We start from the raw sequence: 21,948 nt of genomic DNA on the forward strand, positions 1-21,948 counted from the left end.
GATGTCGCGCCGATTCGCCTCCGTTGTCCTGGTCTTCCCGCTGCTCGCCCTGTTGCTGCTGGTCAGCGACTCGCCGTACCCGGCGTTGCCGGGGCCGAAGCGGGACGCGCCGCGCGCGATCGTGGCGCTGGGCGACAGCACGATGGCCGGTGAGGGCGCGGGCTCCTACGAGCCGGGCACGGACGGCGAGAACGGCAACTGGTGCCACCGGTCGACGAAGGCGTCGGTGCACTACACGCGCGTGGCGGGCGTGGACAAGGTGTTCAACCTGGCCTGCTCGGGCGCGAACTCCGAGCAGGTCGGCATCACCGACCAGGTGCGCAACACCGAGGGGTCGCAGGCCAGGCAGTTGGCCGCGATCGCGCGCGAGTACCGGGTGTCGGTGGTCGTGGTGGCGGTCGGCGCGAACGACGACCCGCGGTTCGCCGACGTGCTGGGCGCGTGCCTGCGGGCGTGGATCGAGCGCCGCGCCGACTGCGCGAAGGCCATGGCCGACGAGTGGAAGGCCCGCGTCGAGCGGATGACGCCGAAGGTGGAGCGCGCGTTGCGCGACGTCCGCCGGGTGTTGCAGGACGAGGGCTACACGCCGCGTTCCTACACGTTGGTGCTCCAGTCCTACGCCGCGCCGGTCGCGCCGGGGTTGCCCTTCGACCTGCAGAACCTGGCCGGGTGCCCGTTGCGCACGGGTGACCTGGAGTGGGTGCGGGACCGGGCGGTCGAGCAGTTGTCGGAGGGTCTGCGGACGGCGGCGAAGGCGGCGGAGGCGCGGTTCCTCGACCTGGCGAAGGCCGGTGAGAAGCGCGAGGCGTGCATGGGCGGTGAGAAGGCGGACCGGGAGTGGTTCACCCGGCTCACGGTCGACTTCGACGGCCTGCGGGACGAGGCGCGGGCCCGGCACGCGTTGCAGGAGTCGTTCCACCCCAACGACCGGGGCTACGAGCAGTTCGGCCGGTGCATGTCGGAGTTCCTGGCCACGACGGCGCGTGAGGCGTCGTGCGTGGCGGGCTCGGACGGCAACCTCGACGCGGTGGTGGCGAAGGACTGATGGCCGGGATCGTCCGGGACGCGGACGCGTCGACCGCGACGGCCGCGCTGGACGCGAGCAAGGCGGCGTTCGCGGCGCTGCTGGGCGCGCTGCCCGCGGCGACGTCGCACGAGGGCCCGGGGGTGCGCTGGGTGGACACCGGGGTGCGCGACAGCGTGTTCAACGGCGTGCTCGACGTCGCCGCCGAGGGGTTCGCCGACTCGGTCGGCCTGGTGCGGGCGCACTTCGCGGCGCGCGGGGTGCCGTTCCACTGGGAGACGGGGCTGCGGCCCGAGCCGCCGGACAGCGCCGCGATCCTGACCCGGCACGGCCTGCGGCACGTCGAGGACGAACCGGGAATGTGGCTGGACCTGACCGGACCGCGCCGCGAGCCGCGGCCGGTGCCCGGGTTGTCGATCCGGCCGGTGACCGACCGCGGGGCGGTGCGCGAGTGGGTGCGGGTGTGGGGCTGCGGAGCGCCGGCCGACGTCACCGACCGCTGGTACGGGGTCTACTCGGCGCTGCCGTGGGGACCGGGCGGGCCGTTGCGGATGTTCGTCGGCTACCTGGACGGACGCCCGGTGGCCACCACGTACGTGTTCCTGGCCGCCGGCGTCGCCGCCGTGCACTACGTGGTGACCCGGCCCGAGCACCGCCGCCGGGGCATCGGCGCGGCCATGACGCTCGCCGCGGTCGACGAGGCGGCGGCCGCCGGGTACCGGGTCGCGGTCCTCACCGCGTCGCCTTCGGGCATCGGCACCTACCGGCGGTTGGGGTTCCTGGAGTGCTGCCTGGTCAGCACGTACGAGTGGGTGCCGTGATCAGGGCGGCGATGTCGGCGGCGGTCCAGAACGGCGTGCGGCGGGCCAGGTAGTCGGCGATCCGCCCGGTGGTCCAGCCGTGCGCTTCGGCGAGGCCGGTCGCGAGCATCGTCAGGTAGTTGGCCGAGGGCTTGGTGTGCTCCACGTCGGCCGCGTGCCAGGGCGCGGTGAACGTCAGCGCCGGGTGGCCGTCGTGCTCGCCGAGGTGGAGCAGGGTCTCGTAGCGGCCGGGCCCGAGCGCGTGCCTGCCGTCGGCCAGGACCACGCCCAGGTCGAGGTCGACGCCCGGTTCGCGGTACATCTCCTGCGCGGCCACGTCGGCGAACTGCGCGGTCGTCACCAGGTACCCGCGGGCGGCCGTGACGCCGGGCAGGTCGGGGTCGTAGAACGCCCGCCCACCGAGCCAGACGGGCGACTCGGTGGCGAAGTAGATCCCACCGGGCACCTCCAGGGGCCTGGTGTCCAGCGGCGGGCTGCCGTCCCGGCACCCCGGGTACCCGCGCGTCGCCCCGACCGGCGTCCCACCGGCGAGGTAGCAGGCGAACCGCGCGGCGTGCATGTTGGACCCGTAGCTGACGTACCAGACCACTCGGCTGGTCATGACCGCGGCCTCACAGGCACAGGCGGCACGGGCGGGCGGTCGGGTGTTCGGTCTCCAACTCGGCGCGGGTGCCCACGAGCTTGACGTAGCTGCCCACCCACGTGGTGCCGCGGGCCGGTGCGCCGTTGATCGTGTGGCACGAGGCGCGGTGCAGGACGAGGTTGGCCGGGTTCAGGCTGCGTTCGGCGTTGATGACGTACTGGTGCTGGTTGTCCGCCAGCCAGTGCTCGTAGGCGCCGCTGTCCTCCATGAACCTCTGCATCGGGCCATCATGCGCCGCCCGGCCGCCACCGGCTGTCCGCCATCCGGTGCCACTCGTCCGCCAGGATGGCGTAGATCAACTCCTCGCCCCAGGCGCCCTTGAAGATCTCGTTGTGCCGGAAGTGGGCTTCGCGGCGCATGCCGAGCCGTTCCATCACGCGCCACGACGGCTCGTTGAACGCGTCGCAGGAGGCGACCACGCGGTGCAGCCCGAGGTGGGTGAAGCCGAGGTCCAGCATGGCGGCGGCGGCTTCGGTGGCGTAGCCCTTGCCGTGGTGGTCGGGGTGGAGGATGTAGCCGACCTCCCCCTGCCGGTGCTCCTCGCTGAGCCACTTGAGCACGGCCTCGCCGATGACCTCGCCGTTCACCTCGACCGCCAGCGCGAGGTGGTCGCCCGCCTTGCGCGGCCACGGCACCGACACCTTGAGCGCGAGGCTCTCGGCGGTCTGCTCCGGGGTGCGGGCTTCGCCGTAGAGGTAGCGCACGACGTCGGGGCGTGACATCCAGGAGTGCAGCGCGGCGCGGTCGGCCGGGGTGAACGGGCGCAGGGTCAGGCGCCGGGTCCGGACGGGGTAGTCGGGCTTGGTCACGCCGGTCAATCTACGAAATCCCGGCCGCGCCGTCGTCCGGGTTTCCGCGCCGGAACACCGGGTGGAAGAAGCGGGCGAGCAGCGGGTACGGCATGCGGTCGTTGTCGGCGACGTGGTCGGTGACCGCGCGGATGCCGTGGTGGCCGACCGGCGGGCAGTCGGGCAGCCGCGCCGTGACCTGGTCGGCGGTGTAGGGGGTGAGGGTGGTGTCGAGCGCGGCCGGGTCGAGGTGCTGGGTCGCGTGCCGCAGCGGTTCGGCGTTCCGGTTGAGCGCGATCACCGACAGCAGCCCGCCGGGCGCGACGAGGTCGACGGCCGCGCGCAGGCAACCACCGGGTCGGGCCGGTGCTGGATCACGTTGTGCGCCGGCACCACGTCGTACGGGCCGGGCGCGGCCCCGGGCAGGTCGGCGAGGTCCGGCCGGACCGGCAGCCCGGCGTCCGCGAACGCGCGTTCGGCCTCGGCCGGCATTCCGGCCGACCGGTCGAGCACGGTCACCTCGTGGCCCTGGCGGGCCACCCGCAGTGCGTCCGCGCCGTCCCCGCCGGCGAGGTCGAGCACGGTCGCCGGCGGGGACGGCAGGTGGCGGGCGAGGGTGGCGTTCGCCCGCGTGCAGCGCAGCCGGCCCCACGGGGCTTGCTGCCACGCCCGCCGCTGCCGGGTCGCTTCGGTCACGCCACCGAGGCTAGAGGTCGGCCAGGGCGGTGATCGGGGATTCGACGCAGTCGGCGACGAACCGCAGGAACCCGCCCGCCGTGCCGCCGTCGCACACCCGGTGGTCGAACGCGAGCGTGAGCTGGGCGACCTTGCGCACGGCCAGTTGCCCGTCCACGGCCCACGGTCGGTCGATGATGCGGCCGATGCCGAGGATCGCGGCCTCCGGGTGGTTGATGATCGCGGCCGAGCCGTCCACGCCGAACACGCCGTAGTTGTTGACCGTGAACGTGCCGCCGGTCATGTCGGTCGGGGTGAGCGCGCCCTCCCGTGCCGACGCGGTGTGCGCGGCGATGGCGGACGCGAGCTGGGCGGTGGTCAGGGACTGGGCGTCCCGCACCACGGGCACCACCAGGCCGCGGTCGGTCTGGGCGGCGAAGCCGAGGTGGACCTGGTCGAGGACCACGACCTCGTCGCCCTCGACGCGGGAGTTCAGCTCGGGGAACTTCCCCAGGCCGAGCACGGTGAAGCGGGCGAGCAGCGCGAGCAGCGACACCGACGGCATCGCGGCGCGTGCGGCGAGGAAGTCGGTGGCGTCCACGTCCACCCAGACGGTCGCTTCGGGGATCTCCCGGCGGGACGTGGCGAGCTTCGCCGCGACCGCGCCGCGCAGGCCGCGCAACGGGATGCGCCGACCGGGAGCGGGTGCGGCCGGCGCGGGGGTGGCGCGGGCGGCCAGCTCGCGTTCCACGTCGGCGCGCCGGATGACGCCGCCGGGCCCGGTGCCGCGGATCCGGTCGAGCGCGAGGCCGTTCTCCCGGGCCAGTCGCCGCACGAGCGGCGAGATGACCGCGGGGGCCGACCCGTTCGCCGCGGTCGTGCCGGAGCCGGAGCCGCCGCCGGCGGGCTCGGCAGCGGCACGGGCGGGCGGGATGGTGGCCGGTTCGGGTGTGCCGAGCGTTGAACTCGGGTGTTCCGAACGCACGACACTCGCGGTCCGAGCGTCGGACTCGCGGGGGCGGCGGCGTCGGCGCGTGGTCTGGGACGTGCCGTAGCCGATGAGGACGTTGCCGGAGTACTCGGAGGACTCCGGTCCCGGGTCGCCCACGGTCAGCAGCACGGAGCCGACGGCCAGCTTCTCCCCCGGCTCGCCGAACCGAGCGCTCACCACGCCCTCGAACGGGCACGGCACCTCGACCACGGCCTTCGCCGTCTCCACCTCGACCACGGGCTGGTCGATCGACACCTCGTCGCCCACCGACACCAGCCAGGTGACGATCTCGCCCTCGGTCAACCCCTCGCCCAGGTCGGGCAGCCGGAAGTCAGGCACCGCAGCTCCCCACGACCTCGTCGTCCCACTGCAACCGGCCGATCGCGTCCAGGATCCGGTCGACGCTCGGCAGGTGGTGCTCCTCCAGCTTCGGCGGCGGGTAGGGGATGTCGAACCCGGTCACCCGCAGCACCGGCGCGTGCAGGTGGTGGAAGCACCGCTCGGTCACCCGCGCCACGACCTCCGCGCCGTACCCGCCGAACCCGGACGCCTCGTGCACGACCACCGCGCGCCCGGTCTTCACCACCGAGGCGCACACCGTCTCGTCGTCGAACGGTGCCAGCGACCGCAGGTCCACGACCTCGACGTCCCAACCCTCCTCGGTCGCCGCCTCGGCCGTCTCCAGCGCGGTCGCGACCATCGGCCCGTACGCGATCAACGTGACGTCACGCCCGGCCCGCCGCACCACCGCCCGGTCGAACCCGATCCGCTCGTCGGACAGCGGGCCCTTGGCCCAGTACCGACGCTTCGGCTCCAGGAAGATCACCGGGTCGGGCGAGTCGATCGCGTCGCGCAGCAACCGGTAGGCGTCGTCGGGCGTGCCGGGCGTGACCACCCGCAGCCCCGGCGTGTGCGTGTAGTAGGCCTCCGACGAGTCGCAGTGGTGCTCGACCCCGCCGATGCCGCCGCCGTACGGCACCCGGATCACCACGGGCAGCTCCACCCGGCCGCGGGTGCGGTTGCGCAACTTGGCCAGGTGGCTGGTGATCTGCTCGAACGCCGGGTAGGCGAACGCGTCGAACTGCATCTCCACCACGGGCCGCAGCCCGTTCATCGCCATGCCGATGGCGGTGCCGACGATGCCGGACTCGGCCAGCGGCGTGTCGAACACGCGCTGCTCGCCGAACCGCGCGGCCAGCCCGTCGGTCACCCGGAACACGCCGCCGAGCGCGCCGACGTCCTCGCCGAACACCAGCACGGTCGGGTCCGCGGCCAGCGCGTCGGCCAGCGCCCGGTTGAGCGCACCGGCCAGGGAGAGCTGCGACTCCTGCGCGACGACCGCGGTCATGCCAGCTCCTCCCGCAGCAGCGCGGCCTGCTCGCGCAGGTGGCGCGGCGTGGTCGCGTAGACGTGCTCGAACAGGTCCTCGGGCGACGGCTCGACGTCGACGTTCAGCTTCGCCCGCACGGAGGCCGCGAACTCCTCCGCCTCGGCCGCGACCGCCGCGCGGCGCGCGTGGTCCAGCAGGCCGCGCGAGGTCAGGTAGGCCTCCAGCCGGTCGACCGGGTCGCGGTCCAGCCACGCCGCGACCTCGTCGGAGGTGCGGTAGCGGGTGGCGTCGTCGGCGTTGGTGTGCGCCTCGATCCGGTACGTCAGGGCCTCGATCAACGTCGGCCCGCCCGACTCCAGCGCCTCGCGCACGACCGCGTGCACGGCGGCCACGTCGTTGCCGTCCACCAGCACGGACGGCACGCCGTACCCGACGCCCTTGTGCGCCAGCGACGGCGCCGCGTTCTGCTTGGACATGGGCACGCTGATCGCGTAGCCGTTGTTCTGCACCAGGAACACCACCGGCGCCTTCCACACGCCGGCGAAGTTCAGCGCCTCGTGCGTGTCGCCCTCGGACGTGGCGCCGTCACCGAGCAGCACGAGCGCCGCCACGTCCTCGCCCTTGAGCCGGGCGGCGTGCGCGAAGCCGACGGCGTGCAGCGTGTTGGTCGCCAGCGGCGTGCACTGGGGGCCGACGCGGTGCTCGTACGGGTCGTAGCCGAGGTGCCAGCCGCCTTGCAGCAGGGTCAGCGTCTCGGCCGGGTCGACGCCCCGCGTCACGAGCGCGACCGAGTCGCGGTAGGTCGGGAACAGCCAGTCCGTGGGGCGCAGCGCGAGCACCGAGCCGACCTCGCACGCCTCCTGGCCGCGGGACGACGGGTAGACCGCGAGCCTGCCCTGCTTGGTCAGGGCGGTGGCCTGCGTGTCGAAGCGGCGGCCGATGACCATCCGGCGGTGCAGCTCGACCAGCACGTCGTCGTCGGGCATGGACAGCGGCGAGTCGTCCACCGGCGTGCCGTCCTTGCGCAGCAGCGACAGCGGTTCGTCGCTGGGCAGCAACGTCCGCTCGGGCGCGCGGGTGCGGGCCATGGGCTCCTCCGGTGTCTCAAGGGGCGAGATGGAGGGCATGGTCCAGCTCACACCGGCCAAAGTTCCAGATCCGGGCCCGCAATCCGGACGAATGGCCGCGCAGGAGGGTTATGGTCGGCCACATGACGGCACGGGCTGGACATTCGGCACCCCTGGACGCGCTGGACCGGCGCATCGTGGAGGAGCTGCGCGCGGACGGGCGGCTGTCGATGCGGTCGCTGGCGGAGAAGCTGCACATCTCCCGGGCGAGCGCGTACTCGCGGGTGGAGCGGCTGCACCGCGACGGCGTCATCACCGGGTACGCGGCGGTGGTCGACCCGGAGCGCTACGGCTTCGGCATCTCCGCCTACGTCTACCTCAAGATCAGCCAGCACTCCTGGAAGGCCGTGCGGCAGCGGGTGATGGAGATCCCGGAGGTGTGGCACGGCGCGCTGGTGTCCGGCGACTACGACCTGGTGCTGCTGGTGCGCGCGCCCGACGCGCACAGCCTGCGGGACCTGGTGCTGTCACGGCTGCAGACGATGCCGGACGTGACGTCCAGCCACACCGTGCTCGTCCTGGACGAGCTGCCGGCGGGCGGGCACGACCGGGACGGTCACCAGCCGAAGTTCTGAGTCCAGTAGATGCCGTAGGAACCGCCGCGGGCCATGCCGACGCCGAGCGCCTTGAGCTTGCAGTTGAGGATGTTGGCCCGGTGGCCCGGCGAGTCCATCCACCCCTTGACCACGGCTTCGGCGGTGCGCTGGCCGGCGGCGATGTTCTCCGCGCCGGGCGCGGGGTAGCCGGCGGCCTTGACCCGGTCGACGAAGCTGCGGCCGTCCTGCGAGACGTGGTCGAAGTAGTTGTTGGCGGCCATGTCGGCGCTGTGCGCGCGTGCGGCGGCGGCGAGCCGGTCGTCGGCGGCCAGGGCGGGGCAGCCGTTCGCGGCGCGTTCGGCGTTGGTCAGCTCGAGCACCTTGGCCTCGGCCAGTTCGGCCTCGGTCCTGGTCGGTGTGGCGGCCGCGGGGGTCGGCGCGGGCGACTCGGCCCGGGTCCGGGGCTGCGCGGGCGGCTGGGTCGTGGTGGTCGTGGCAGTCGTGGTGGTCGTCGTCGGAGCCGGCACGGAGGTCGTCGTGCCCGGCGCGGACGGCGCGGTCTCCGACGTCGGCGGCGCGGTGGTCGCCGCGAAGGCGTCCGGTTGCGGCGCGGTGCGGACCGTGGTCGTGGCACTGGCGGCGATCAGGGCCATGCCGTCCGGGTGCTCGCACCCGGCCAGGGCCAGCCCGGCGGCGAGGACGACGGCGACGGGCAGCACGCGGCTCTTGCGCGACACGCGGAAAACCTCAATCTGCATTCGGCGGCATTTCGGGCGCGGCGACCGCCGGACGCTTCTTCGCAGGGTAAGCGCCCGCGGTCGCCGCACCGAAGGGAGAATCGGGTGGACCGGGCAAGGGGGAGAGCGCTGCGGTCGAACCTGATTCCGTGAATGACTTTATCGCGGTGACCGGAACTGTCAACAACTATTTATTTAAGGAACATTTAAGGGTCGCATCAGGCGCGGAAAAGGGACCTCGGGTCAGGCTGGCTCCTCGGCGCGGCCCAGCCGGAGCTGGACCCGCGTGCCGCCCAGCGGTCCCCGGTCGACCAGGAGCGAGCCGCCGGTGGCCTCGGCCGCCCGGCGGGCGATGTCGAGGCCGAGGCCGGTCGAGCCCGCGCCGCTGCTCCCCCGCCGCAGCGCCGCCTCCAGGTCGTCGATGCCCGGCCCGGCGTCCTCGATCACGATCACCACCCGGTCGGGCTGGTGGAACAGCGCGACGACGAACCCGACGCCCTCCGGGGTGTGCCGGAAGACGTTGCCCAGCACCGCGTCCATGGCGGCGGCGAGGTCGCTGCGGGTGAGCGGGACGAGGGCGCGCCGCTCGGTGCCGCGCAGGTTCCACAGCCGCTGCTGGTCGTCGGCGAGCGCGGACCAGAACACGAGCCGGTCGTGCACGACCTGGGCCGCGTCGCACCGGCCGCCGTCGGGGTCGTCCAGCTCGCGGCGGGCGGCCCGGATCAGCTCGTTGACCTCCCGTTCCAGGGCGTGCACGGCCTGCCGGACGCGGTTGGCGTTCGGGTCCTGCCCGAGGATTTCCGAATCGAGCCGCAACGCGGTGAGCGGGGTGCGCAACCGGTGCGACAGGTCGGCCAGGATTTCCCGCTCATTGGCCACCAGTTGGCCGATGCGATCGGCCATCCGGTTGAACGCCACGCCCGCGTCGAGCAATTCCGGCGGTCCGCTCGGCACGACCCGGGTGGCGAGATCGCCCTGACCCATTTTCCGCGCGCCGTCGGCGAGCGCGGCGGAGGCTCTCACCACCCGCGCGCCGAGGCGGTCGGCGACCAGCACGGAACCGAGCACCAGCACGACGGCGACGCCGCTGAGCGCGAGCCACGCCTGCTCCACGCCCCGCGTCAGCTCGGCCCGCGGCACGAACGCCTCCACCACGGCCACCCGGCCCTCGCCCAGCAGCACGGGTTGCAGGTGCACGAGACCGGCCGGGATCGGTTCGGTGAACGCCAACCCCTGCTCACGCGCGGTGCGCAGCTGCTCGTCGGTGGCCACGGGCACGCCGACGACCTCGCCGTCGGCCAGGTGCACGGCGACCCGGCCGGCGGTGCTGGTGAGCGCCTGCCCGACCGACGCCGGGTCGGACGTGATCACCAGGACCGGCGTCAGGGCCCCGGCGAGGCGTTCGGCGTCGGCACGCGCGCGGTCCTCGGCGAGCTGCCCCACCACCAGGGCGAGCGGGATCAGGAACGCGAGCGCGACCATCGACGTGACGGCCAGCGAGACGAGGGCGAGCGACCTCCTCACTCGGCCGCCGTGAGCTTGAACCCCACACCGCGCACGGTGTGCAGGTAGCGGGGCTGGGCGGCGCGCTCGCCGAGCTTGCGGCGCAACCAGGACAGGTGCACGTCCAGCGTCTGGTCGTCGTGCCTGCCGGGCAGGTTCCACAGGTTCGCCAGCAGCTCGGCGCGCGGCACCACCTTGCCCTCGCGCGCGGCGAGGTAGGCCAGCAGGTCGAACTCCTTGCGCGTCAGGTTGAGCTCGCGGCCGTCCAGGCGCGCTTCGCGGCGGTCCGGGTCCACGGTGAGGCGGCCGATCCGGAACGTGGCGGGCTCGGCGTCCTTGCGGGCGCGGCGCAGCACCGCCGACAGCCGCGCGGCGAGGTGCTCGCTGGAGAACGGCTTGACCACGTAGTCGTCCGCGCCCGCGTTGAGCAGCCGCACGATCTCGGTCTCGTCGTCGCGGGCGGTGGCCACGATGACCGGCACGTCGCACACGCCGCGCATCATGCGCAGGGCGTCCGCGCCGTCCATGTCGGGCAGGCCGAGGTCGAGCACCACCAGGTCGAACCCGCCACCGGTGATCTCGCGCAACGCCTCCAGCGCCGTGCCCACCGGCAGCACCGCGTGCCCGAGCCCGGTCAGCGCCCGGCTCACCGCCGACCGCACCACCGGGTCGTCCTCGACGAGCAGCACCGAGACCATGGCGCGCACCGTAACGCGATCGGGTGACGCGGTGGTCGGCTCCCCCGGCGCTACCCCGGCACGCGGTCCGGTTCGGGGTGGAACAGCCCGTCCAGCAGCACGGGGATCGCGCGCTGCGGGTCGGGCGTCCGGTCGACGGCGGCCTGGAGCATGGTCAGCACCACGAGCACGTCGTCCAGCACCGCGTCGTGCCGCAGGTGCCCCGCTTCCCGCGACCGGTCGAACGGGCCGCGCAGCGCGTCCAGCAGCCGGCGCGCGTGCCCGCGCCGATCGGGTTCGGGGAACCGGCGCAGCTCGTCGACCAAGGGGCGCATGGACACCTGGTAGGCCATGACCGCGTGGAGGAGCACGCGGAACGCGGCGGGGTCGTGCGCGGTGCGCTCGGCGGCGTCGGTCAGCAGTTCCAAGTGCTTGCGCGCCACCGTGAGCAGCAACGCGCGGCGGTCCGGGAAGTGCCGGTACACCGTGGCCTGGCCGAGACCGGTGAGGCGCGCGATCCGCGCGGGTGACGGCGTCGTGCCGCGGACCAGCAGCTCCTCGGCCGCGCGGATGATCGCCGCCCGGTTCCTCAGGGCGTCGCTGCGGCGCGGAACGGTCATGGCGGCACCCCGGCGGAGCAGACGGAGGTTACTCGCAGGTAATGAGAATAGCACCGGCTGTGATCCCTCGGAACGCCTTCGTAACGTCGGTGATCCGCCGCCTTCACCCAGGTCACCTTCGAGGAAGGACTCGACGTGCGCGGACGTCTGCTCCGGATCGTGTGCGCGGTGCTGCCCGCCGCCCTGGCCGTCGTGCTGAGCCCGGCCGGGGCGCAGGCCGCGGCCCCGGTCGACTACGTCGCCCTCGGCGACTCGTACTCCTCGGGCACGGGCGCGCCGCCGTACCTGAGCGGCTCGTGCTACCGCAGTTCCCGCGGGTACGCCCAGCTGTGGGCGAACACGCACGAGGTGTCGTCGTTCAAGTACGCGGCCTGCGGCGGTGCGACCACGCAGAGCATGACCGACCAGTTCGCGTCGCTGGACGCGGGCACCGACCTGGTGTCGATCACCATCGGCGGCAACGACGTCGGTTTCGCCAACACGATGGTCACCTGCGTCACCGGCAGCGACACGAGCTGCGTCAACGCCGTGAACACCGGCATCGAGACCGCGCGCACCACGCTGCCCGGACGGCTCGACGCCACCTACGCCACGATCCGCGACCGCGCGCCGAACGCCACCGTGGTCGTGCTGGGCTACCCGCACCTGGTCGAACCGGACGGCACCTGCATGAGCGCCACCAAGCGCACGGCCCTCAACCGCGGCTCCGACGAACTGCACGCCGTGATCTCCGCCCGTGCCGCCGCCGCCGGCGTCCGCTACGTCGACGCCCGTGCCCACTTCGCGGGCCACGGCGCGTGCGGCCGTTCGCCGTGGATCAACTCGTTCTCCCTGTTCCGCCTGGTCGAGTCGTTCCACCCCAACGCCACCGGCTACGCCCAGGGCTACCTCCCCCTGCTGAACTCCGCCACCTCCTGACCCGAGAGTCCTACCTCCGGGTCCCGGGAGTCCTACGTTCAGAGAACCCGAGTTCAACGCTCAGAACACGGATCGCCGTCCTGAGCGTTGAACTCGGGTTCATCGGGACACGCGGGGTGCCGGGAGCGGCGTGGCATGCACCGCGTTCCCCGGTCCCGGTGAAGATGGAGGAATGACACTCGACTTCTCCATAAGACTGCTGACCGCCGTTCTCGCCCCGATTGCCGCCATCACGGTCTTCCTGCTCAAAGACGGCCACCGCAGAGCACGCTTAGCCGCGCGAGCGAAAACCGCAGCGGACCTCGTCGAAGCCACGCCACCCGATAGCCACGTCTACCAGGAACTGACCGCTCATCTCGAGTACGAGTTGGAGCGCTACCTCCACGCGACCCAGCCGCCGACCAGGAGTGACGTCAGGGACCAACTGGCCATCGCGGGGATCTTCGGACTGCTGGGCAGCCTTACCGGGTCCGGGTTGTGGGTCCAGCACAATCCGGACCGCGTGCCCGAGGTCATCGGCCAGGTCGTCATGGACGGCTACACGCGATGGCTGTCGGCCGGGTGGCAAACCGGACTCGGCATCTTCGCAACGGCATTTTCCCTGAGCATGGCGGTCTATCACCTGGTCAACCATGCCCGGATGTCAGCCGAGCTGAAGTTCAACGAAGAGAAGTCCACGGATCGATCCGGTGCCGCCCGGTAACGGCGCGCGTCCCCCGGTGTGGAAGGGACGCCGATGCCGCGAGTTCCACATCGCCCGGCCTCGCGGATCGTCCCCGCAGCGGGATGAGAGCCGACGCCACCGATCGACTCACCACCCCCGACCGCCCCGGCCGCCACGTGCCGACCACCGGCGGCCACGGCACCGGCCCCGCCGGCAGTATGTCGGCGTGACCAGGGGTCTGCAGTACTTCGCCGCGTGGTCGGCGTCGACGGCGGTCGCGGTGGTGCTGTCGTGGCTGGGCATCCGGTTCGTGCTGGACGCGGGCGTCCCCGAACGGCCGCGCGTCGTCGCCGGACCGACCCAGTCGTCCGCCATCGCCAGGACCACCACGACGACCACCACCGCCGCACCCACCACCACGACCACCACGGTCGCGGTGATCGCGACCCTCGCCCAGACCACGACGACGGTCGCGCCGACCACCACCACGACCACCGCGCCACCCCTCCCGTCGGAGAACGGCACCTGGACCGAGCGCGACGGCCAACCGGTCTACCTCCGCAGCTTCCCGCTGCAAGGCGGGGTGGCCGCGATCAGCTTCTCCGCGCGCGACATGGAACCGATCTCCGCCACCCCGCGCCAGGGCTTCGCCGCCACCGTCGAACAACCCGCCGCCGCCGTCGTGGTCGAGTTCACCAGCCCCGGCCACCGCTCCAGCCTCGAAGCCACCTGGGTCAACGGACCGCAGTGGCGGATCGTGGAAGCCGGCTGACCGGCCACCCAGGGTGACCTCCTCGGCGACCGATCCGCGAGAGCCGCACCGCCAGGGCCACCTCGGCGCGCAACCGGGGCGGCAGCGCGTGCAGGGCGTCACCCGGACACACGGTGCCGCCCCGGAAGTCGCGGTGGCCGCGGACCTCCGACGCCGGGGCCGGGTACTGCCGGCAGACCACCGCGGGCGGTGGTGACGGTGCTGCCCGGTGCCGCCCCAGCCGTGGGCGTCCATGTGCACGGACCGGAAGAACCGGGCCGGCTCGTGCGCGTGCCGCCGTGGCCCGTCGGCCACGTACTCCGTCGCCGTGCGGTGCACCAGGATCCACTCCGGCCCACCGGCCCACCGGCGCGGGCCGTTCGACCGGCGCGCGGGCACCCCACCCGGCGCACCGCTCGATGCGCCGCCCGGCGGGACGGGAAGCAGCGTCGACGCGCCCAACCCGACCACCCCCCGGCACGACCGCACGCCCGCTGAGCACCGCTCCCCCTGATTCGTCAGCGTGGAGTGGATCACACCGGCCCGAGGAGGGGTGATCCCCGCGCCGTCCAGTCCTTCACCCGTTCGCGACCGGACCCCCACCCGTTGGCCGAGTGGTGGTTCGATCACCGTCATGACGCACCCCGGCGAACCGCACCGCGACGACCTCTCCGGCAGGCTCAACTGGCTGCGCGCCGGCGTCCTGGGAGCCAACGACGGCATCGTGTCCACGGCGGGCCTCGTCGTCGGCGTCGCGGGCGCCACGGCCGACCGCACCGCGATCCTCGCGGCGGGTGTCGCCGGGCTCGTCGCGGGCTCGCTGTCCATGGCGGGCGGCGAGTACGTGTCGGTCAGCACGCAGCGCGACACCGAGCGGGCCGCGCTGAGGCAGGAGGAGCGCGAGCTGCGCGAGATGCCCGAGGAGGAGGAACGGGAGCTCGCCGGGATCTACGAGGACAAGGGGCTGTCCGAGGAGCTGGCCGCGCGGGTGGCCCGCGAGCTGACCGAGCAGGACCCCTTGCGCGCGCACGCCGAGGCCGAGCTGCAGATCGACCCGGACAACCTGACCAGCCCGTGGCAGGCCGCGTGGGCGTCGCTGGTGGCGTTCGCGGCCGGCGCGCTGATCCCGCTCATCGCCATCGTGCTGCCGCCGACGCAGTGGCGGGTGTGGGCGTGCGCGGTGGCCGTGCTGGTCGGTCTGGTGCTCACCGGGGTGGTCAGCGCCCGGCTGGGGTCGAGCCGCGTGGGCCGCGCGGTGCGCCGCAACGTGGTCGTCGGGTCGCTGACGATGATCGTCACGTACTACGTCGGTCTCCTGTTCGGCGTAACGCTCGGCTGACCGTGATCACGCAACGCACACGCCCTTCCGGGTCGAGCGAAAAAAGTTGCCACTCGAAGGTGTGAGGTACGCAAAGTGCGGGTACCCGCAGCCGACTTGTCGTCGTCGAGCGCGACAGGCCCGGACTGGAGGTGCCCGCCGTGACCCACCCGCCCACTTCCCTGCTCGTGCTGCGCGGCGAGAAGGCCGAACGCCGGCTCTGGACGCTGCTGGCCGCGCTGTTCGCGCTGGTCTCGGGCGTCAACCTGATCGTCGCGGTGAGCGAGGCCGCCTGGTGGCAGGGCGCCGTCGCGGCGCTGTGCGCCGTCGTCGCGGTGGCCTGCGCGCGGCGGTCCACCAGAGCCGGAAGCTGATTTCAGACCGCACTGAAATCACGAAACTGAGCGAAACTCTGGTCCGACCGGGTGTACCCCGTTCGTCGGAACGGCGTCAAGTGTGGGTGTGATTCACCACGACGCCCTGTCGGACTAGAGCCATAACCGCGAATTCACACTATCGTCACAAGACCCCGGCAACCCCGGTGCACCGCCAAGCGCTCCCGAGCGGCCCCATCCGGCCGCGAGGTGCGCGCACGAGCTAGTGCAGTTCTCCCGCACAACGGAGTGCGGTCCCACGCCGACGATCTCTCGGGCGTGGATCCACAGCCAGTACCCCAGGCCGAAGCTGTCCGCGTAAAGCCGCGCGCGGGCGTTCGGCCGTCTCCGTATGCCCGGACGACGCCACGGGAGGGCCCGTTGTGACCCACCACCACCAGCCGCAAGGCGGCCTCTACGACCCGCAGTACGAGCACGACGCCTGTGGCGTCGCGTTCGTCGCCGACCTGGCCGGGCGTAGAAACCACGCGATCGTGAACCAGGCCCTGGTCGCGCTGCGCAACCTCGAACACCGGGGTGCCCGCGGCGCGGAACCCGAAACCGGTGACGGTGCGGGAATCCTGATCCAGGTCCCGGACGCGTTCTACCGCGAGGTCGTCGGCTTCCCGCTGCCCGAGCCCGGCAGCTACGCGGTCGGCACCGCGTTCCTCCCCCGGGAGGGGCAGGACCAGGTCAAGGCCGACATCGAGCGCATCGCCGCCGAAGAGGGGGCCACGGTCCTCGGGTGGCGCGAACTGCCGGTGGACGCCGACCACGTCGGCCCGACCGCGAAGACCACCATGCCCGCGTTCAGCCAGCTCTTCCTCAGCGGAGCGGAAGGCCTGGAACTGGAGCGGCTGGCGTTCGTGGTGCGCAAGCGCGTCGAGCACGCGACCGACGTGTACTTCCCGAGCCTGTCGGGGCGGACGATCGTCTACAAGGGCATGCTCACCGAGCCCCAGGTGGACAAGTTCTTCCCCGACCTGACCGACGAGCGGGTCACCAGCTCGATCGGCCTGGTGCACTCCCGGTTCTCCACCAACACGTTCCCGTCGTGGCCGCTGGCCCACCCGTACCGGTACGTGGCGCACAACGGCGAGATCAACACGTTGCGCGGCAACCGGAACTGGATGGACGCGCGCGAGTCGGTGCTCGCCACCGACCTGATCCCCGGCGACCTGTCCCGGGTGTTCCCGGTCATCACGCGCGGCGCCAGCGACTCGGCGACGTTCGACGAGGTGCTGGAGCTGCTGCACCTGGGCGGGCGCAGCCTGCCCCACGCGGTGCTGATGATGATCCCCGAGGCGTGGGAGAACCACGCCGAGATGGACGCGCAGCGGCGCGCGTTCTACGAGTTCCACTCCACGCTCATGGAGCCGTGGGACGGCCCGGCGCTGGTGGCGTTCACCGACGGCACGCTGATCGGCGCGGTGCTGGACCGCAACGGCCTGCGCCCGGCCCGGTACTGGGTCACCGAGGACGGCCTGGTCGTGCTCGGCAGCGAGGCGGGCGTGCTGGAGTTCGACCCCGCCACGATCGTGCGCAAGGGCCGGCTGGAGCCGGGCCGGATGTTCCTGGTCGACACCGCCGAGGGGCGGATCATCGACGACGAGGAGATCAAGGGGCAGCTCGCGGCCGAGCACCCGTACCAGGAGTGGGTCGCCGAGGGCATCCTGCACCTGTCCGACCTCCCGGCGCGTGAGCGCGAGGTGCCGACGCACTCGTCGCTGGTGCGTCGTCAGCAGGCGTTCGGCTACACGGAAGAGGAGATGGCGCTGCTGCTGCGGCCGATGGCCCGCACCGGCGCCGAACCGATCGGCTCGATGGGCAACGACGCGCCGTTCGCGCCGCTGTCGGACCGGCCGCGGCAGTTGTTCGACTACTTCAGCCAGCTGTTCGCCCAGGTGACCAACCCGCCGCTGGACGCGATCCGCGAGGAGCTGGTGACCTCGCTGCACGCCACCCTGGGCGCGGAGCCGAACCTGCTGTCGGTCGACGGCACGTCGTGCCGGCGGATCTCGCTGCCGTTCCCGGTGGTGGACAACGACGAGCTGGCCAAGCTCGTGCACGTGGACGACGACGGCACGCTGCCGGAGTTCCGCACGTTCACCGTGCGCGGCCTGTACGAGGTCGCGGGCGGCGGCGAGGCGCTGGTGCGGCGGCTGGACGAGATCCGGTCCGAGGTGTCGCGGGCCATCGAGGACGGCGCGCGGCTCGTCGTGCTGTCCGACCGGGGCGTGGACGCCACCCACGCGCCGATCCCGTCGCTGCTGCTCACCGGCGCGGTGCACCACCACCTGGTGCGCGAGAAGACCCGCACCCAGGTGGACCTGATCGTGGAGGCGGGCGACGCCCGCGAGGTGCACCACATCGCGCTGCTCATCGGCTACGGCGCGAAGGCGGTCAACCCGTACCTGGCGATGGCGTCGGTCGAGGAGCTGCCGGACGTCGAGCCGGAGGTGGCCACCCGGAACCTGATCAAGGCGCTGGGCAAGGGCGTGCGCAAGACGATGTCCAAGATGGGCGTCTCGACCGTGGCGTCCTACACCGGCGCGCAGATCTTCGAGGCGATCGGCCTCGGCGACGAGGTCGTGGACTCCTGCTTCACCGGCACCACGTCGCGGCTGGGCGGGATCGGCTTCGACGTCATCGCCGAGGAAGTGGCGCGACGGCACCGGACGGCGTTCCCGCCGGACGGCTTCCGGCCGCACCACCGCGAGCTGGAGGTCGGCGGCGACTACCAGTGGCGCCGCGAGGGCGAGGCGCACCTGTTCAACCCGCAGACGGTGTTCAAGCTCCAGCACTCCACCCGCACCGGGCGCTACGACATCTTCAAGGAGTACACGCGGTCGGTGGACGAGCAGTCCAAGCGGCTGATGACCTTGCGCGGGCTGTTCGCGTTCAAGGAGGGCGTGCGCGAGCCCGTGCCGATCGAGGAGGTCGAGCCGGTCTCGTCGATCGTCAAGCGGTTCGCCACCGGCGCCATGTCCTACGGGTCCATCTCGCAGGAGATGCACGAGGTCCTGGCGATCGCGATGAACCGGTTGGGCGCGCGCTCCAACACCGGTGAGGGCGGCGAGGACGCCGAGCGGTTCACCCCGGACCCCAACGGCGACTCGCGCCGTTCGGCGATCAAGCAGGTGGCGTCGGGCCGGTTCGGCGTGACGAGCGAGTACCTGGTCAACGCCGACGACATCCAGATCAAGATGGCGCAGGGCGCGAAGCCGGGCGAGGGCGGCCAGTTGCCGGGCGCGAAGGTGTACCCGTGGGTCGCCAAGACGCGGCACTCCACGCCCGGTGTCGGCCTGATCTCGCCGCCCCCGCACCACGACATCTACTCGATCGAGGACCTGGCCCAGCTCATCCACGACCTGAAGAACGCCAACCCGGCGGCGCGCGTCCACGTGAAGCTCGTCTCCGAGGTCGGCGTCGGCACGGTCGCGGCGGGCGTGTCCAAGGCCCACGCGGACGTCGTGCTGATCTCCGGCCACGACGGCGGTACCGGCGCGTCTCCCCTGTCGTCCATCAAGCACGCGGGCGGCCCCTGGGAGCTCGGCCTGGCCGAGACGCAGCAGACGCTGCTGGCCAACCGGCTGCGCGACCGGATCGTGGTGCAGGCCGACGGCCAGCTCAAGACCGGCCGGGACGTGGTGATCGCGGCGCTGCTCGGCGCGGAGGAGTTCGGCTTCGCCACCGCGCCCATGGTGGTGTCGGGCTGCATCATGATGCGGGTCTGCCACCTGGACACCTGCCCGGTGGGCGTGGCCACGCAGAACCCCGTGCTGCGGGCGAAGTTCGCGGGCAAGGCCGAGTACGTGGTGAACTTCTTCGAGTTCGTCGCGCAGGAGGTGCGGGAGCTGTTGGCGCAGCTCGGTTTCCGCACCCTGGCCGAGGCCGTCGGGCACGCGGACCTGCTCGACACGCGGGCCGCGGTGGACCACTGGAAGGCGGCCGGGCTCGACCTGTCGCCGATCTTCCACGTGCCCGAGCTGCCCGCGGACGCGGCGCGGCACCATGTCGTGGCGCAGGACCACGGGCTGGACAAGGCGTTGGACAACACGCTGATCCAGCTCGCCGAGGGCGCGATCGCCTCCGGTGACCGGGTCCGGCTGGAACTGCCGGTGCGCAACGTCAACCGCACCGTCGGCACCATGCTCGGCTCCGAGGTGACCAAGCGGTGGGGTGGCGAGGGCCTGCCGGACGACACCATCGACATCACGTTCACCGGCACGGCCGGGCAGTCGTTCGGCGCGTTCGTGCCGCGCGGCATCACGTTGCGGCTCATCGGTGACGCGAACGACTACGTGGCCAAGGGGTTGTCCGGCGGGCGGGTCGTCGTCCGGCCGGTGCCCGACGCGCAGTTCGCGGCCGAGCAGCACATCATCGCGGGCAACGTGATCGGCTACGGCGCGACCGGCGGCGAGATCTTCCTGCGCGGCAAGGTCGGCGAGCGGTTCTGCGTGCGCAACTCGGGCGCGCTGGCCGTGGTCGAGGGCGTGGGCGACCACGGCTGCGAGTACATGACCGGTGGGCGCGTGGTCGTGCTCGGCCCGACCGGGCGCAACTTCGCGGCGGGCATGTCCGGCGGCATCGCCTACGTGCTGGACGCGGCCGCGCAGCGGGTCAACCCGGAGATGGTGGACCTGGACCCGCTGACCCCGGCGGACCGCGAGTTCCTCCGCGGCGCGGTGGAGAAGCACTACCTGGAGACGGACTCGGCGGTGGCGCACGCGCTGCTGGCCGACTGGGACCTCGCGGCCGACCGGTTCACCAAGGTCATGCCGAAGGACTACAAGCGGGTGCTGGCGGCGCAGGCGAGGGCCGAGCTCGAAGGCCGCGACGTCAACGAAGCGATCATGGAGGCGTCCCATGGCTGACCCTCGTGGGTTTCTCACCACCGAGCGTGAGACACCGCGCAGCCGTCCCGTTTTCCTGCGCCTGCGCGACTGGCGCGAGGTCTACGAGGAGTTCGAGCGGCCCAAGCTGGAGAAGCAGGCCGGTCGGTGCATGGACTGCGGCATCCCGTTCTGCCACCAGGGCTGTCCGCTGGGGAACCTGATCCCCGAGTGGAACAACCTGGTGTGGAGCGACGACTGGCGCAAGGCGTCGGAGCGGCTGCACGCCACGAACAACTTCCCGGAGTTCACCGGGACGTTGTGCCCGGCGCCGTGCGAGGCCGCGTGCGTGGTGGGGATCAACGGCGATCCCGTCACCATCAAGCGGGTCGAGATCTCCATCATCGACCGGGCGTGGGACGAGGGCTGGGTCACGCCCCAGGTGCCGCCGACGCGCACCGGCCGCAAGGTGGCCGTGGTGGGCTCCGGGCCTGCCGGTCTGGCCGCCGCGCAGCAGCTGACCCGCGCCGGGCACGACGTGACCGTGCTGGAGCGGGCCGACGCCATCGGCGGGTTGCTGCGCTACGGCATCCCCGAGTTCAAGATGGAGAAGTGGCGGCTGGACCGCCGGCTGGAGCAGATGCGCGCCGAGGGCACGCGGTTCGAGACGAACGTGAACGTCGGCGTGGACGTCACGGTCGAGCGGCTGCGCGAGTCCTACGACGCGGTGGTGCTGGCCGGTGGCGCGACGGCGTGGCGCGACCTGCCGGTGCCCGGACGGGAGCTGTCCGGGGTGCACCAGGCGATGGAGTACCTGCCGGGCGCGAACAAGGTGGCGCGCGGCGAGCTGGACGCGCCGCCCATCACCGCCGAGGGCAAGCACGTCGTCGTCATCGGTGGCGGTGACACCGGCGCGGACTGCGTGGGCACGGCCCACCGGCAGGGCGCGTTGTCGGTGACGCAGCTGGAGATCATGCCGAGGCCGCCGGAGAAGCGCGCCGAGGCCCACCCGTGGCCGACCTACCCGATGCTGTACCGGGTCACGTCGGCGCACGAGGAGGGCGGCGAGCGGCTGTACTCCGTGTCGACGGTGGAGTTCCTGGGCGACGACCAGGGCGCCGTGCGGGCGTTGAAGCTGGTCCAGGTGGAGGCGTCGGGCGGCCGGTTCGAGCCGGTGCCGGGCAGCGAGCGGGAGATCCCGGCGCAGCTGGTGACGCTGGCGATGGGCTTCGTCGGCCCGGAGAAGGACGGCCTGCTCACCGAGCTGGGCGTCGCGCTCGACGCGCGTGGCAACGTGGCGCGCGACGAGCGGTTCGCGACCTCGGTCGACGGCGTGTTCGTGGCGGGCGACATGGGTCGCGGCCAGTCGCTGATCGTGTGGGCCATCGCCGAGGGCCGCTCGGCCGCCGCCGGCGTGGACGCCTACCTGACGGGCCGCACCGTGTTGCCCCGGCCGATCGAGCCCACCGACCGACCGCTCGTGTGACTCGTCCCCGGCCGCACAACGACGTGCGGCCGGGGACGGACTTCCCGCGCGGCCGTTCCCGACCGCACGACGAGGTGCGGCCGGGAACGGCCTGCCGATATGGTGGTGGACAGCGTGGTCCGCCACGTGG

The 21,948-nt window shown here is 72.5% G+C and carries 22 protein-coding genes; 10 read left to right on the plus strand and 12 right to left on the minus strand.

Annotated elements, in window-relative coordinates:
* Position 1 precedes the first annotated feature (1 nt).
* Together FHX81_RS05700 and FHX81_RS05705 are read left to right on the plus strand one after the other, a co-directional pair.
* A complete protein-coding gene (locus FHX81_RS05700; protein ID WP_141975741.1) occupies positions 2-1,045 on the plus strand; it encodes a GDSL-type esterase/lipase family protein in 1,044 nt (347 codons plus the stop codon).
* A complete protein-coding gene (locus FHX81_RS05705; protein WP_141975744.1) occupies positions 1,045-1,845 on the plus strand; it encodes a GNAT family N-acetyltransferase in 801 nt (266 codons plus the stop codon). Before FHX81_RS05700 ends, FHX81_RS05705 begins: the two co-directional genes overlap by 1 nt.
* Here FHX81_RS05705 and FHX81_RS05710 read toward each other — a convergent pair.
* From FHX81_RS05710 to pdhA, 8 genes are read right to left on the minus strand one after another with little or no spacing between them, the layout of a single operon-like run.
* Positions 1,820-2,446, minus strand: coding sequence for a histone deacetylase (locus FHX81_RS05710; RefSeq protein WP_141975746.1), 627 nt, complete (start codon positions 2,444-2,446; stop codon positions 1,820-1,822). The two genes, FHX81_RS05705 and FHX81_RS05710, sit on opposite strands and share 26 nt — an antisense overlap.
* Before the next feature lie 10 nt (positions 2,447-2,456).
* Positions 2,457-2,708 (minus strand): hypothetical protein, encoded by a 252-nt coding sequence (locus FHX81_RS05715; RefSeq protein ID WP_141975748.1) that lies wholly within the window; start codon positions 2,706-2,708, stop codon positions 2,457-2,459.
* A gap of 7 nt (positions 2,709-2,715) precedes the next feature.
* Positions 2,716-3,297 carry a GNAT family N-acetyltransferase gene (locus FHX81_RS05720; protein WP_170231948.1) on the minus strand — a complete coding sequence of 194 codons (582 nt, stop codon included), beginning with the start codon at positions 3,295-3,297 and terminating at the stop codon, positions 2,716-2,718.
* 10 nt (positions 3,298-3,307) lie between these two features.
* The gene (locus tag FHX81_RS05725) at positions 3,308-3,577 is read right to left on the minus strand and encodes a hypothetical protein (protein WP_141975752.1); all 270 of its coding nucleotides are present in this window, start codon (positions 3,575-3,577) and stop codon (positions 3,308-3,310) included.
* Positions 3,574-3,972: a class I SAM-dependent methyltransferase gene (locus FHX81_RS05730; protein WP_141975754.1), complete on the minus strand. Its 399-nt coding sequence runs from the start codon at positions 3,970-3,972 to the stop codon at positions 3,574-3,576. The genes FHX81_RS05725 and FHX81_RS05730 overlap by 4 nt, the downstream gene beginning before the upstream one ends.
* A gap of 10 nt (positions 3,973-3,982) precedes the next feature.
* Positions 3,983-5,281: a dihydrolipoamide acetyltransferase family protein gene (locus tag FHX81_RS05735; RefSeq protein ID WP_141975756.1), complete on the minus strand. Its 1,299-nt coding sequence runs from the start codon at positions 5,279-5,281 to the stop codon at positions 3,983-3,985.
* Entirely contained in the window at positions 5,274-6,290 is a 1,017-nt protein-coding gene (locus FHX81_RS05740; protein WP_141975758.1) for an alpha-ketoacid dehydrogenase subunit beta, read from the minus strand. Before FHX81_RS05740 ends, FHX81_RS05735 begins: the two co-directional genes overlap by 8 nt.
* Entirely contained in the window at positions 6,287-7,360 is a 1,074-nt protein-coding gene (gene pdhA, locus FHX81_RS05745) for a pyruvate dehydrogenase (acetyl-transferring) E1 component subunit alpha (protein ID WP_141975760.1), read from the minus strand. Before pdhA ends, FHX81_RS05740 begins: the two co-directional genes overlap by 4 nt.
* 122 nt (positions 7,361-7,482) lie before the next feature.
* Here pdhA and FHX81_RS05750 point away from each other — a divergent pair, with 122 nt between their 5' ends.
* Entirely contained in the window at positions 7,483-7,974 is a 492-nt protein-coding gene (locus FHX81_RS05750; protein WP_141975762.1) for an Lrp/AsnC family transcriptional regulator, read from the plus strand.
* On the opposite strand, the gene FHX81_RS05755 is transcribed toward FHX81_RS05750, so the two are convergent.
* The 4 genes from FHX81_RS05755 to FHX81_RS05770 all read right to left on the minus strand — a co-directional run bounded on the left by FHX81_RS05755 (position 7,956) and on the right by FHX81_RS05770 (position 11,472).
* A complete protein-coding gene (locus FHX81_RS05755) occupies positions 7,956-8,672 on the minus strand; it encodes a CAP domain-containing protein (protein WP_211363385.1) in 717 nt (238 codons plus the stop codon). The two genes, FHX81_RS05750 and FHX81_RS05755, sit on opposite strands and share 19 nt — an antisense overlap.
* A 243-nt stretch (positions 8,673-8,915) precedes the next feature.
* Entirely contained in the window at positions 8,916-10,196 is a 1,281-nt protein-coding gene (locus tag FHX81_RS05760; RefSeq protein ID WP_141975766.1) for a HAMP domain-containing sensor histidine kinase, read from the minus strand.
* Positions 10,193-10,873, minus strand: a complete 681-nt coding sequence (locus FHX81_RS05765; RefSeq protein ID WP_141975769.1) for a response regulator transcription factor — start codon at positions 10,871-10,873, stop codon at positions 10,193-10,195. Before FHX81_RS05765 ends, FHX81_RS05760 begins: the two co-directional genes overlap by 4 nt.
* Before the next feature lie 50 nt (positions 10,874-10,923).
* Entirely contained in the window at positions 10,924-11,472 is a 549-nt protein-coding gene (locus FHX81_RS05770) for a TetR/AcrR family transcriptional regulator (protein WP_141975771.1), read from the minus strand.
* A 135-nt stretch (positions 11,473-11,607) separates the two neighbouring features.
* Between FHX81_RS05770 and FHX81_RS05775 the strand changes: the two genes are divergently transcribed.
* From FHX81_RS05775 to FHX81_RS05805, 7 genes are all read left to right on the plus strand, one after another.
* Positions 11,608-12,390, plus strand: coding sequence for an SGNH/GDSL hydrolase family protein (locus FHX81_RS05775; RefSeq protein WP_246107648.1), 783 nt, complete (start codon positions 11,608-11,610; stop codon positions 12,388-12,390).
* A gap of 172 nt (positions 12,391-12,562) precedes the next feature.
* Entirely contained in the window at positions 12,563-13,093 is a 531-nt protein-coding gene (locus FHX81_RS05780; RefSeq protein WP_141975773.1) for a hypothetical protein, read from the plus strand.
* A 187-nt stretch (positions 13,094-13,280) separates the two neighbouring features.
* Positions 13,281-13,826, plus strand: coding sequence for a hypothetical protein (locus tag FHX81_RS05785; protein WP_141975775.1), 546 nt, complete (start codon positions 13,281-13,283; stop codon positions 13,824-13,826).
* A 613-nt stretch (positions 13,827-14,439) separates the two neighbouring features.
* On the plus strand, positions 14,440-15,144 hold the full coding sequence (locus FHX81_RS05790; protein WP_141975777.1) for a VIT1/CCC1 transporter family protein: 705 nt from the start codon (positions 14,440-14,442) through the stop codon (positions 15,142-15,144).
* 140 nt (positions 15,145-15,284) lie between these two features.
* Complete coding sequence (locus FHX81_RS05795) at positions 15,285-15,497, plus strand: hypothetical protein (RefSeq protein WP_141975779.1); 213 nt, start codon at positions 15,285-15,287, stop codon at positions 15,495-15,497.
* 383 nt (positions 15,498-15,880) lie between these two features.
* Entirely contained in the window at positions 15,881-20,374 is a 4,494-nt protein-coding gene (gltB, locus tag FHX81_RS05800; protein ID WP_141975781.1) for a glutamate synthase large subunit, read from the plus strand.
* A complete protein-coding gene (locus FHX81_RS05805; protein WP_141975783.1) occupies positions 20,367-21,818 on the plus strand; it encodes a glutamate synthase subunit beta in 1,452 nt (483 codons plus the stop codon). Before gltB ends, FHX81_RS05805 begins: the two co-directional genes overlap by 8 nt.
* Positions 21,819-21,948: the final 130 nt, after the last annotated feature.

Origin of the sequence: Saccharothrix saharensis (assembly GCF_006716745.1) — a bacterium.
Taxonomy (GTDB): Bacteria; Actinomycetota; Actinomycetes; order Mycobacteriales; family Pseudonocardiaceae; genus Actinosynnema; species Actinosynnema saharense.